Genomic DNA, 12,680 nt, shown 5'->3' with positions numbered 1-12,680 from the left:
TGCGATCGATCCCCCTTCACAGCGCCCTGAATATGGCTAAGCTTAGATCAGGACGCGGCCACTTCTGAGCCTGGTCTGTAGAGGGTGAGTTGATGCGAGGGCGTTTCTTGTTGTCGGCCGGCGCGGCTGGTGCGATCATCGCACTGGGTCTGGCTCCAGCGCCCTCCCACGCGCAAAGCGCGGGCGCCGTATTCGGCGGCTTGGCTGGAGGCGTCCTCGGCGGCGTCATCGCCGGCTCGATTGCCGCGCAGGCGGCGCGTGAGCGACCCGTCGTCGTTTATGCCCCGCCGCGCCGTACCGTCCGTGTCATCCATGAAGTGCGGCGCGTGCCAGCTCCCCGGCGGAAAGTAGTCCGTGCGAACCGTCAGCCCATGCAGCCCGCCGCCGGCCCGACGGGGGCGCAGGTCGTGAACGCGTCCGCAGATCCCTTCGCCTCGCCGCGGGGCAATGCCACGACCTCGATCAACCAGACGCGCTGAGAGCCACTTCCAAGACGCACGCCGGATCGACGCGCATGTCTCGCATGAAGGTTGCCTTCGCTGTTCTGGCGGTCGTCGGCGGCGTGGCTCACCCCGCCGCGGCCTCGCCCGCACCACCGAAGCTGACGGTCGACAAGAGCTTCGGGAAAGTCGCGGGCTGGTCCATCGGCTACAGCGAGAGCCTCGGCGGCTGCCTGGCGGCGGCGAGCTACGGCGACGGGACCACGCTGTGGTTCGGCTTCAACGGCGCCCGTGGCGCGTCGTACTTGGCCCTCACCAACGCCAAGTGGCGCTCGCTGGAGGTCGGCGGGCAGTACGAGCTCCGGATGATAGCGGGCCGCCAGAAGTGGCAGGGGACATTCACAGGGTTCGAGCGCGGGGACGCGCACGGGCTGTACCAGTCGGGGCTGAAGGAACGCTTCGTGGCCGACCTGTCCGCGTCCGGCAGCATCAACGTGATCTTCCAGGGACGTCAGATCGCCGTCCTGTCCCTCGTCGGATCCACGGAGGCCTTCGACGCCGTCATCGGCTGTCAGAAGGACGTGACGACGGCGGCCGCAAAGGCGGAGCCCGCGCCCGATAGCCCGCGCAAGCGCGAAGCCGGCATGACCAGCACCGGAACCGGCTTCTACGTGTCGGAACGCGGGCATCTGCTGACCAACAACCATGTGGTCGAGGCGTGCTCGGATATCTCTGTGCAGCAGCCCGGCCATACCGCCCTGCGGGCCCGTCTCGTGGCCCGGGACGCCGCCAATGACCTCGCGGTGCTGACCACCGATTTCCCGCAGAAAGCGGTGCCGCCGCTCTCGATTCGCGCGCGGCTCGGCGAGAACGTCTATGTTTACGGCTATCCCCAGAGCAATGTCTTGGCTTCGACCGGCAATTTTACCATCGGCAGCGTGACGGCGACGGCGGGTTCAGGCGACGACACCCGCAAGATTCAGATCTCGGCGCCGGTCCAGCAGGGCAATAGCGGCGGCCCCGCCCTCGATCAGTTCGGCAACGTGATCGGGGTGGTGCAATCGAAGCAGGTCGCGTTCGCCTCAGGCGATGTGCCGCAGAACGTCAACTTCGCAATCAAGTCGACGATCGCCCTCAACTTCCTCGAGGCGAACGGCGTCGAGGCGCCGATAAACGTGCGCATGACGGACCCAATGGACGGAGCCGCGATCGCCGAGAAGGCTCGCGATTTCACGGTCCAGATCACCTGTCATTGAGGCCGGCACGGCCGCAGCCGCATCCACTTGCGGCCGCTGCAGGTTTCGGCGGCGTCGTACCACGATGGGAAGCCCCGGGACGTGTGTGGCTTCCTCGCCATGGCGTGCGGCAAACACTCTGAGTTGCCTTGTACAGGCAGCTGCGCGACCGCTTTAACCACTTGAGATTGTATATGCGTTAACCCGCAAGCGCTTAGGTAGAAGCAGCAATCGTGTTCGAGAGACACTCTAGTGCTAGCCTTGAGCAGATCTAGCAGAAGCAAGCTAGTATTCACGATAAACCTTGTGTCCTCCGTGCTGAGCGCTGCGATGTCCTGCGGCGCGTCATCTGCACGCGACGGCGATATGGGTTTGGGGGTTATCCAGTCCTGCGACCATCTGGCGAGCGCTCCGTGGGATCCAGACGCCCCCGACGCACAGCGGACCGTCAACTTCCGGGATCTGCGCGCCAGCGCGGCCGTCGCGGCGTGCCGGGCAGCAATCGCTGAGGCCCCGCGCCTGCGTCGCCTCCACTTCCAGCTCGGACGCGCCTACGACCGGCAGGGCGCAAACCACGATGCCTTCGAGGCCTATCGGCGCGCGGCCGAACTGGGCAGCGGTGCAGCCAAGGTCAATATCGGCATCCTCTATCAACAGGGGCGCCGATTCGAGAAAAGTGATGCCAAGGCGCGCGCTTGGTTCCGCGATGCGGCCGAGACAGGCATTCCGGAAGGGATGTACTGCTACGCGGTCGCCCTCGACAACGGGATCGGTGGCTCTCCGGACGCGGCGGCGGCCAGAGCCTGGTACGTGAAGTCCGCCGAGCGCGGCACCACGAAGGCGCGGGACGCGCTCGTGCGCCTTGAACTCGACGGCTCCGGCACGGGCGTGCGCTGTGATTAGCCGGCGGCCGCAGGCAGCGTGGGCGGTGCGGTCATGACCGGCGCCACGCGCTTCGTCGCCAGCCGGACGCTGACCGGACTCGATGCGGTGCGCCTCGATGACCGGCCGGTCATCGAGGCGTATGACCGGCTGCGGCGGCTCCTGCGCCAGCACGGCGGCGACGCCGCTGCCGAACTGTTCGCCGAACCGGTCATCTCGCGCAGCAACGGGGCGGCCGCGGCACGCGTTGACTGGTACACGAATCTCGAGGGCGCGATCCGGCCGCTCGCCGACCTCGATCCAGACAGTGCAGCCCGCCTCAGGCACCGCCTCGGGGCCGCGCTGGCGGCGCTGGAGCCGGTGCTGCGGGACCGCGAGGCGGGGGCGTTCACGGCGGCGTGCCTCAACCTCGCGGGACCTTCCGCCGTGCTGGCGGTCGGGGACGTCCCGCTCCTCGTCGACTGGGGATTGCTTCCTCAGGGATTGGCCGCGGACGAGCGCGGACGCGTGCGCCATCACGCATCCACGCTCGGCGCGGTCGCACCCGAACACCTGCCCTATCCGCCGATCAGCCGTGAGGACTGGGCCGCACGCTTCAAGCCGACGGCTTCAACCAGCCAGGATCCGTCGCCCGGACCACGGCACGGGATCGCCGCGCGGCCGGCCTGGCGCGGCAGCATCGCGCCGGTCGTCGCCGCCGGGACGGCGGCGGCCCTGGTCGCGCTCTCCTACGTGCCGGGCGTGCTGGTCTTCCCGCCTCTGCCCCGGGTGGTCTCGGCCGAGTCCAGGGCCTTCCAGACGGCCTGGCTCGACGGCCTTCGCCGCCGGCGCGATGCCCTCGCCGCGGCGGAAGGCTTCGCCTGCCCCCGTCTCCGGACGGAACTTCCGGGCCTGGTTCCGCAGAGCCCTGCGGGTGTGCGCCTGCCCGCGGATCCGGCCGCCCCGCCCGCGGCCCGCGCCGCCGTCGAGCCGTCAACGTCGCCGGCAGAATCCGTTCGAGCCGGCACGCCGGCCACCGACGGGCTCATCGACCGGCTGGAGCGCAGCACGGTCCTGGTCCTGGCCGGCGACGCGACCGGCTCGGGGTTTTTCATCGCGGACGATCTCGTCGTCACCAATCGCCACGTCGTCGAGGGCGCCGCAACGCTGATGATCGCCGGGCGGCACGCCGGCGTCGTCCCGGCGACCCTGGTGCAGGTCGGCGCTCCGGGTACCCTGACCGACTTCGCCCTGCTGCGGGTCCCGCCGCGCTCGGGGGGGCGGCCCCTCGCCCTCGCGAAGCCGGGCCGGCCGCTGACGCCGGTGGTCGCGGCCGGGTTCCCGGGCCTCTATCTCGGCACCGACCCGACCTTCGCGCGGCTCCGGGACGGCGACGCTGCCGCGAGCCGCGACTTGGTCCCGGTGGTTCAGACCGGCGTGGTCAACCATCTGCAGCGCTACGACGAGGCCGCAGTGACACTCGTGCTGCACGGTGCTGAGATCGCACCGGGCAACAGCGGCGGCCCGCTCGTCGACTATTGCGGCCGCGTCGTCGGCGTGAACGCCTTCGGCCGCACCGATGACCGGATGCCGGTCACCGCGCGCTACGCCCTTGGCGCCGACGGTCTCGCGGCGTTTCTGGCAGGCGCCGGCGTGACCGCGGCTCTCGATGACCGCCCGTGTGATCTCCAGGCGACGCCCCGCCCTGCAGTGACTGCCGCGGCGGAGCCGGCCGAGGCTGCCGCAACGACGCCGGCCCAGGCGCCAGCCGCACCGGCGGGTCAGACGGCTCCGCGGCCGGACGCGCGAACCGCCCCTCGGCCGGGGCGCGACGCCCGCCCGCCGGCACGCTGAGGGGCCGTCATCATGCCAGCGACCACAAAGCTCACCGAGACGCCGCGCCTCGGCCTCGACCCGGTCAATCCGAAGCTCGCGCAGCAATACGAGCAGCTCGTCGACCTGTTAGCGCGCCGTCTGAGTCCGGCGCATGCACACCTGTTCGCCGAACCGGCCCCCGTCGCGGTCGCCGGCACTGGACGTCCAGGCTTCGCGTGGTTCGCCGCGGTCGACGGTGACGCGCGGCCCGTGACCGCGCTCGATCCCGTCGCCGCCACGACCCTGCGCGAGACCGCGGCCCGTCTGGTCGCCGAGATCACCGCCTTCGCGGATGGCCTGGAGCGCGAGGGCGAGGCCTCGCGTGACCTTGCCCGTCTGCTGCGGGACGCGCTCGTTGTCCCGGACGCCGACCACCTGTGGTCGGTCGACGGCCAGCCGGTCCTGGTGGCCTGGGGCTACCGGCGCGCCGGCTCGGACGGCCCGGCCGTCGCGCGGGGCGCCGCGATCACGGCGAGCGCCGCGGCGGTGGAAGCGCCGGCCAGCCCCTGGGCGCCGCCGCCGGCGCCGCCTTCCGACACGGCCGGAGCGCCCGCGCCGCGGCCCGGCGTCCGGCTCGCGCCCACGCGGCGGCCATGGCTCGCGCCGATCCTCTGGCTCGTCTTCGTGCTGCTCTGCGGCGTCTTGGCGGATCGGCTCCTCCGTGCCTGCGCCGTCGGCAGCGGCGACTGGCCCGCCTGGATGCGCGCGGCGCTGCCCGATCACTGCCCGGCACCGTCGGTGGCCCTCGATCCCGACGGCAGCGCGATCCTCGCGGCGATCCGGACCACGGATGGCGCCGTGCGGGCCGCCGAACTCGCCCTCACGCGCCGGGCGCTCACCTGCGATGCGAGCTGCCCGGTGCCGCCGCGGCGAGCCGCACTCGAGGCCCCGCAGGTGATCCCGCCCGACCTCGCGCGGCGTCTCACCGGCATCGAGCGCGGGCAGGGTCTCGAACTGACGCTCGCGTGGGAGGGCGCGTCCGATCTCGACCTCCAGGTCGTCTGTCCGGACCGCACGCGCATCAGCTTCGACCACCGGGCCTCCTGCGGCGCCCGCCTCGTGGCCGACCAGAACGAGAAGGGCGGGAGCAGCGCCAGCCGGCCGGTGGAGCACGTGATCTGGGACGATGCCCCCGCCCCAGAGGGCCGCTACGGCGTCGAGGTCGGGCTTTTTGCCCGTCACGGTGAGGCGAGGCCGGAGATCCCGTTCCAGATCATCCTGTCGCGTCACGGCGAGGTCGTCGAGCAGCGCACCGGCCGGATCTCGGCGGAGAGGGTCGCGCAGGCCGTGCTGTCCTTCGACCTGCCGATTCCGGCAACGCCGCAGAGCGGGCCCCAGGCCCCGACCGGGAACGCTGCTGTGCCCTGACCGACCCGACGCCAAGAGTTGCTCCCTGACCCGCCGTCCCGCGTCACACGAGACCCGCCACCCGCGATGTTCGTCGATCCCGTCCCCTTCGGCCCCACGATCCGGCTGGTCCCGCACAGCGGCGTCCAGTTCGTGGAATACGCCTTCCACATCGACACGGTCGGCCGCCTGTCCCGCCGCTTCGTCGAGCGCGCTGTCTCAGGCTCGCCCGGAGCCGACGGACGCCGGACCTACCGCCTGCTCCCGACCTGGAACGAGGACGACCCGGGCGCCGACGCGGTCGAGACCGCGCAAGGCGACGACCGGGAATACGCGGTCGGCGAGCGCGGCGCCCTCGAGGTCTTCCTGGAGAAATGGACCCCGGTGCCGATGCTGCGGGTCAAGGCCGGAGTCGAGGGCGGCGAGGAACTCGACCTCGGGCCGACCAACTGGGCGCGCGTGCGGATCGTCGAGGTCGCCGACCGGGCGCCGGACAGCCCGATCAGCCACCGGGTGATCTTCGCCTTCGACACCGAGCTGCTCGAGCGGCGCCCGAACCGGCCCTACACGGCGCCTTGCCTGGAGGATGCCGCCAGCGAGCACGAGTTCCGCTTCGCCCACCGCTTTCGCGACATCGGCTGGTTCCTGGGCGCGGCCGGGGAGGACGAGGAGACTCGCCGGCTGACGGGCTTCCAGGAATGGGTCCCCGCGTGGCTGATGGAGCAGTTCCGCGAGTTCAAGGCGGCGCAGCGGCCCGATCGCCCCCTGCGCGACACGGACTTCCCGAATGCGCTGGAGCATTATGCCCGGTATCTCGTCTTCCTCGAATACCTGCAAATGGCGGTCCGGCCCCGGACCCTGCGGCTGACCGATACGGTGACGGCCGAGCCGGCGATCCGGCCGGTCACGGTCGACCTGATCCTCGATATCGGCAACAGCCGCACCTGCGGAATCCTGATCGAGTCCCACCCCAACGAGGACCGGGTCGATCTCAACAACTCGTTCGTGCTGCAGCTGCGCGACCTGTCCGAGCCCGAGCAGGTCTACACCGAGCCGTTCGAAAGCCATGTCGAGCTGTCGCACGCCCGGTTCGGCCGCGATCACCTCTCGCGCCTGTCGGCGCGCCCGCGGGCGTTCTTCTGGCCAAGCCCCGTCCGGGTCGGGCCCGAGGCCGGCCGGTTCCGCGAGCTTGCCCAGGGCACCGAGGCGGTGGGCGGCCTGTCGAGCCCGAAACGCTATCTGTGCGACGTCCGCCCGGTGAACCAGGAATGGCGCTTCCCCGACCGCGACTACGGCGCCGACGGGACGAGCCCGCTGATCGACCGCACGATCCGGCAATTCGTCAACAGCCGCGGCGACGTCATCGCGCAGCTCGACGCCGACAGGAAGCGCTACGGAATCCGGGTCCTGCCGGACGACCGCGTCGGTGCCTCGCGCCTGACCTTCTCGCGCTCGTCCTTCTTCACCTTCATGGTCGCCGAGGTGATCTGCCACGCCCTTTCGACCATCAACAACGCCGGTGTGCGGGAGCGGCGGCGCACGAAGGACGCCCCACGCAAGCTGCGCCGGATCATCCTCACCCTGCCGCCCGCCATGCCGGTCCAGGAGCAGCGCCTGCTCCGGTCCCGCGCCGAGGGAGCAGTCAAGCTCATCTGGCAGCTCATGGGCTGGGCCGACAATCCGCCCCCCGGCCTGACCCAGCCCGAGGTCCACGTCGCCTGGGACGAGGCAAGCTGCGTCCAGTTCGTCTACCTGTACGGAGAGATCACGCAGAAGCTCGGCGGCGCGGTCGACGGCTTCCTGCGCCTCGTCGGCCGCCCCCGGCCCTTCGCCGAGCCCGACACCACGCCCGGCCCCGAGATACCCCCGGAACCATCGGTGCGGATCGCCAGCATCGATGTCGGCGGCGGCACCACCGACCTGATGATCACCACCTACTACGCGGAGGGTAACCGGGCGATCAAACCGGTGCAGAACTTCCGCGAGGGCTTCCGGATCGCCGGCGACGACATCCTCAAGCGGGTGATCGAGCGCCTCGTCCTGCCCACGATCGAGGCGGCCCTGCGGTCGGCCGGGCATCCCGACCCGCACGCCCTGCTGCTGGAGCGCTTCGGCGGCGACCGCGCCAACATGGCCGAGCAGGAAAAGCATCTGCGGCGGCAATTCGTGTCGCGGGTGCTGGAGCCGATCGGCCTGCGGATCCTCGGCGACGTCGAGGCGGGCGCGGAGATCACCGCGCGCCCGTTCGCCGAGTTCTTCCCCGAACGCGGCGGCCGGATCCTGCGCCGCGCCCTGCCGCAGCAGCGCCTGCTCGACTTCCTCGAGATCCCAGCCCGCGCGGGCGGCGCGGCGGATTTCGCCCTGACCGACTGCGTCTTCGAGAGCCGGGCCGACGTGGTCGGCGCCTGCGTGGTCGCGACGCTCGACCTCGTCCTCGACAACCTGTGCGAGGCCGTGCACGCCCTCGACGTCGACGTGGTCCTGCTCTCGGGCCGCCCCTCCCGGCTCCAAGCCTTCGTCGACTGCCTCGTCGACAAGCTGGCGGTCTCGCCGGACCGAATCGTGCCGCTCCACCAGTATCAGGCCGGCACGTGGTACCCGTTCCGGGAACGGGACAACCGCCGCATCGGCGACCCCAAGACCACCACGGCGGTGGGCGGCATGCTCTGCGCGCTCGCGGAGGGCCAGCTCACCAACTTCACCCTGTTCACCCGCCGCCTCGCGCTGCGCTCCACGGCCCGCTACATCGGCGAGCTGGAGCTGAGCGGCCAGCTCCGCGACGCCGGCCTGGTCTTCCGCGAGGTCGATCTCGACGCCCCGGCCTCGGCCCGGCGCCAGGGACCCGCGATGAGCGCGAAGCTCCGGTACTACGCGCCGATGCGCCTGGGGTACCGGCAATTGCCGGTGGAGCGCTGGATCGCGACACCGCTCTACCGATTGCGGATGCGCGCCGGCCAGGAGGCGACGCAGCTGCGGCTGCCCCTGGAGATTACCTTGGAGCGCAGCGGCGACGGCCGGCCCGACGATGAGGGGCCGGATGCCCTGCTGCGCTCCGAGTCGATGAAGGAAGAATTCGAGATCACCGACGCCTACGACGCGGGCGGTCTCGACGTCAGACGCAAGATCGAGCTCGTGCTCGATACCCTGGCCTCGGAGCAGGGATACTGGCTCGACACCGGCATCCTTGCCCTGGATTGAGATCAAACATGTCGACCGAACATCTGGCGCAGGATTGCAGGAATACGGGTCGGCTGGCCGAGGACGCCGAGCAGTGGCTCGGCGACGAGGCCAATGCCGGCGCGGTCGGACGGGAGCGCGCGGATCTCATCCGCTACGTCCGGAAGGCGGCCAACCGGGCCGAGCGGCTGGCCCGCGCGGCGGCACGGCCGATGTGCGCGGGCGTGTTCGGGCCGAGCCAGGCGGGCAAATCCTATCTGGTCGAGGTCCTGGCGCGTCCGGAGGACGGTGCCCTGCGGGCGCGCTTCGACGGGCACGAGCCGGTGGACTTCCTGGCCGAGATCAACCCGATCGGCGAGAAGGAGGCGACGGGGCTGGTCACCCGCTTCACGGCCGGTGCAGGGGCCCCGGCCGGGCAAACGCCGCCCGGTGCGCCGGTCCGCCTGAGGGTCCTCAGCGAGGTCGATCTCGTCAAGGTCCTGTGCAACACCTTCTTGCACGATGGCGACGCCACCAAGGACACACCGCCGGGTCCCGAGGCCATCGCCGCGCTGCTGGCGAGCCTGAAGGCGCAAGCCCGCCCCGGTATGTCGCGCTTCGGCGACGTCGCGATCGACGACCTGCAGGATTACGTGCGCGACCAGGCCCGCGGCACGCGGCCTCTCGACGATCTCGCCCGCTACTGGGACGAGGCCCGCAGCTTGGCCGGGAGCCTCGACCTCGACGGGCGCGCCCGCCTGTTCGCGCCGCTCTGGGGCGGCCACGCGGCCTTCACGGCCCTCTACCGCCAGCTCGCGGAGGCGCTGGAGCGCCTCGACCATCCGGAGGAGATCTTCGCGCCGCTCGCCGCTTTGGTACCGCGCGAGGGCAGCATCCTCGATGTGGCGACCCTGGCGGGTCTCGGAGCAGCGCGTTCGGACGACAACCTGACGGTGCACGCGGCCGGCGGCAGGGCCGTCACGCTCGCCCGCGCCACGGTGGCTGCGATCACTGCGGAGCTGCGCATCGAGATCGCCGACACGCCCCGGGCTTTCCTCCAGGAGGCGGACCTGCTCGACTTCCCTGGCGCCCGCAGCCGGCAGAAGGTCGATCTGACCCACTTCCTGACCGCGCACCCGGACGCGCTGAAGGAGACCTTCCTGCGCGGCAAGGTCGCCTACCTGTTCGACCGCTACGTCGCCGAGCAGGAATTGACCGCGATGATGTTGTGCGTCCGCCCCTCCAACCAGGAGGTCGTGACGCTGCCCGACCTCGTGGAGCGCTGGATCACGCTCACGCACGGATCGAGCCCGGAAGCGCGGGCGCAGCTGCCGAACCTGCTGTTCCTCGTGCTCACGTGGTTCGACAGCCACTTCGTCGACAAGGCCGGCGACGTCGGCCAGGATGCGGGCCTGCGCTTCCGCAACCGGATCGAGGCCTCGCTGCTCGGATTCTTCGGGAAGGCGCACACGTGGCCGCGGCAATGGATTCCGGGCGAGCCGTTCCGCAACACCTACTGGTTCCGGAACCCGAACTACCCGGCGGAATCGGTCATCCGCTACGACGGGCGGCGCGAGGTGGCGTTCCTGCCCGAAAAGCAGGAGCGGATCGCCGAGCTGCGCGCCGGCTTCGCCGCCCTGCCGGAGGCAACCGCGCATTTCGCGGATCCGGGCCGCGCCTTCGATGAGGCCCTCCGCCTCAACGACGGCGGCGTGAGCTACCTCGTCGAGAACCTGTCGCGGGTCTGCCGACCGGCCCTCAAGGCGCAGCAGATCGCCTCCCGGCTGGAGGCCCTGCGCGCCGAGATGCGGGAGCGGCTCGCCCGCTTCCACGTCGCCCTCGACATCGAGACGCGGTTGGCCGCGCGGCGCGAGGCGGCCGGCCAGGTCTTCGACGCGCTCGATGGGGTCGTGGCGGCCGGCCAGTTCGGCTCGCTCCTGCGGGCGCTCATGGTGGACCCCGCGGCGCTCGCGCACGCTCTGCACGGGGCCGAGGGCGCGACCACCGAGGCCGCGCTCCCCGTCGCGGCGCCGCGCATCGCTCGCCCCGGGGCGATCCCGCGGCCGGGCGCGGCGCCGGCGCTCCGGGCCGAGCCGTCGAGCCCGGGCAACGACCGGGAGCGCGCGATGGCGCGGGCCGTGGTCGCCGCCTGGATCGGGGCCTTGCGCCGCACGATCGAGGCCGAGGACTTCGCGCGCCGCTTCGCCGTCCCGCTGACCGCCCTGGAGATCGTGGTCAGCGAGCTGATCGTCCTGGCCCGCCGGGCCGACATCGAGGGTGGCATCGCGTCCGACCTGCGGGATTTGGCGACCGTCGAGCGCTCCGAGCAGTCGACGGTCAAGCTCGCGCTGATCGCCGCGACCCGCCTCAACCGGCTGACCGGCAGCCTCGGGTTCACCCTCGTCCCGCCGGCCTGCGAGCGCCCCGCGATCCAGGACGAGGCGGGGGATCGGGTCGCCTTCGCCCACCGGCCGGTCAGCTACGATGCCCGCAGCATCGGGCAGGCCCCCGCGACCTTCGCCCATACCTACGCCACCGACTGGTTTCACGGCTTCTACCGGGTCGTTGAGGACAACGCGAAGAGCGCGTCCGGCGTCACGATCGACCTCGCGCAGAACGCCCGGATCGGCGCGATCCTCGCCGGTCTCCAGGCGCGCGCCGCCTGACCGCCTCGCCCGCTCCACCCGCTTTGACCAAGAAGCCTTCGCCATGACGATCCGCATCACCGAGGACGAGGACGAGTCCGGCGGCTACGCCTTCATCGATCTCGGTCGCCCGCTGGCGTCGCCGCTGCTCTCGTTCCGCCGCCAGGATACCGAGCCGCGGCATCTCGGGGCGGAGGGCTGGCAGCCGGAGGTCGCGTGGCTCGCGCCGCTCGCGGTGACCGAGCGGGACGGGCGGGCCGTCGCGCGCTTCGGCCCCAACGTCGTCGACCGCATCGAGGAGCTGGTCCCGATCGAGATCGTCGCGCAGGACGGCACCTCTTTCGGCGTAATCGCGTGGCCGTTCATACCGCCCGCGCCGTCCGGAGGGGGCATCCTCGCCGGCCTTCCAGCACCGGCTCCGACGCTGACCCGGGCCGGGACCGGCAGTCCGGCCGTCCCGGTCGCCGAGGCCGTGCCTTTCCCGGAGCCGGAGCCGGCCCCGCCGCAGGACGCCGCGCCCGCGGTTCCGCCGGTGCCCGAGCCGCCCGCGCGCAAGAGCCGGCTGCTCTGGCCGCTGGTCGCGCTGATGCTCCTCGCGCTGGCCGCGGGCGGCGCCTACCTGTACCGCGACCGGCTGCCCGAGATCATGGCCCGCCGTGAGTTACCCTCCCAGGAGCCGGGCCCGCCGCCCGCGCCTCCCGAGCCGGAGTCCCGCCTGACGGCCGCCGAGCTGCGGCAGCGCTACGCCCGCCTCGTCGACGAGCGCGCGCCGGCCGGCGCTTTCCTGGCGCTCGGCGAGACGGCGCTCGCCTCCCGGCAGGGGAGCGCGGCCTTCCGCGCCTTCGAGGAGGCCGATCCGGTCACGAGCGCGGACGCGGCCTGGCAGCTCGCGCGCTTCTACGACCCCGGCAACGCCGACGCGGCGTACCGCGAGGCGGCGCGGCCCGACATCGTGCGGGCCGCCTACTACTACGCCCTGTGGCGCAACCGCTCCCCCCGCCACACCGAGGCGCTCCGGGCGCTGTGCGAGGGCAACGCCGCCAGCGACCGCCTCCGGGCGATCTGTCGTCCCTGATGGCCCCAACGCACCCCACGATGTTCGTCCGTCCGCGCGTTTCACC

General features: G+C 71.7%; 8 protein-coding genes. All 8 read left to right on the top strand.

Going from position 1 to position 12,680, the window contains the following annotated elements:
- Nucleotides 1-107 precede the first annotated feature (107 nt).
- On the top strand, nucleotides 108-479 hold the full coding sequence (locus A3862_RS31275) for a hypothetical protein (protein ID WP_124263043.1): 372 nt from the start codon (nucleotides 108-110) through the stop codon (nucleotides 477-479).
- Nucleotides 480-514: 35 nt separating this feature from the next.
- Nucleotides 515-1,696, top strand: coding sequence for a S1C family serine protease (locus A3862_RS29965; RefSeq protein WP_043755352.1), 1,182 nt, complete (start codon nucleotides 515-517; stop codon nucleotides 1,694-1,696).
- A gap of 285 nt (nucleotides 1,697-1,981) precedes the next feature.
- Entirely contained in the window at nucleotides 1,982-2,578 is a 597-nt protein-coding gene (locus tag A3862_RS29960; RefSeq protein ID WP_236961614.1) for a tetratricopeptide repeat protein, read from the top strand.
- 33 nt (nucleotides 2,579-2,611) lie between these two features.
- Nucleotides 2,612-4,390 (top strand): trypsin-like peptidase domain-containing protein, encoded by a 1,779-nt coding sequence (locus tag A3862_RS29955; RefSeq protein ID WP_043760671.1) that lies wholly within the window; start codon nucleotides 2,612-2,614, stop codon nucleotides 4,388-4,390.
- A gap of 12 nt (nucleotides 4,391-4,402) precedes the next feature.
- Entirely contained in the window at nucleotides 4,403-5,779 is a 1,377-nt protein-coding gene (locus A3862_RS29950) for a hypothetical protein (protein WP_043755355.1), read from the top strand.
- Between the two features lie 66 nt (nucleotides 5,780-5,845).
- The gene (locus A3862_RS29945; protein ID WP_111474278.1) at nucleotides 5,846-8,956 is read left to right on the top strand and encodes a virulence factor SrfB; all 3,111 of its coding nucleotides are present in this window, start codon (nucleotides 5,846-5,848) and stop codon (nucleotides 8,954-8,956) included.
- Nucleotides 8,957-8,964: 8 nt separating this feature from the next.
- Nucleotides 8,965-11,580, top strand: coding sequence for a virulence factor SrfC family protein (locus A3862_RS29940; RefSeq protein ID WP_043755357.1), 2,616 nt, complete (start codon nucleotides 8,965-8,967; stop codon nucleotides 11,578-11,580).
- A gap of 43 nt (nucleotides 11,581-11,623) precedes the next feature.
- Complete coding sequence (locus A3862_RS29935) at nucleotides 11,624-12,634, top strand: hypothetical protein (RefSeq protein WP_043755358.1); 1,011 nt, start codon at nucleotides 11,624-11,626, stop codon at nucleotides 12,632-12,634.
- The last annotated feature ends 46 nt before the right edge of the window (nucleotides 12,635-12,680 follow it).

The sequence above is a fragment of the Methylobacterium sp. XJLW genome (assembly GCF_003254375.1).
In the GTDB taxonomy this organism is placed as follows: domain Bacteria; phylum Pseudomonadota; class Alphaproteobacteria; order Rhizobiales; family Beijerinckiaceae; genus Methylobacterium; species Methylobacterium fujisawaense.
The sequence above is the reverse complement of the archived record's forward strand: the minus strand, read 5'-3'. Positions and strand labels throughout refer to the sequence as shown.

What these genes read in the sequence shown, in the direction of transcription:
- A3862_RS29965 (WP_043755352.1), top strand. Translation starts at nt 515, where the DNA reads ATGTCTCGCATGAAGGTTGCCTTCGCTGTTCTGGCGGTCGTCGGCGGC.
- A3862_RS29955 (WP_043760671.1), top strand. Translation starts at nt 2,612, where the DNA reads ATGACCGGCGCCACGCGCTTCGTCGCCAGCCGGACGCTGACCGGACTC.
- A3862_RS29950 (WP_043755355.1), top strand. Translation starts at nt 4,403, where the DNA reads ATGCCAGCGACCACAAAGCTCACCGAGACGCCGCGCCTCGGCCTCGAC.
- A3862_RS29945 (WP_111474278.1), top strand. Translation starts at nt 5,846, where the DNA reads ATGTTCGTCGATCCCGTCCCCTTCGGCCCCACGATCCGGCTGGTCCCG.
- A3862_RS29940 (WP_043755357.1), top strand. Translation starts at nt 8,965, where the DNA reads ATGTCGACCGAACATCTGGCGCAGGATTGCAGGAATACGGGTCGGCTG.
- A3862_RS29935 (WP_043755358.1), top strand. Translation starts at nt 11,624, where the DNA reads ATGACGATCCGCATCACCGAGGACGAGGACGAGTCCGGCGGCTACGCC.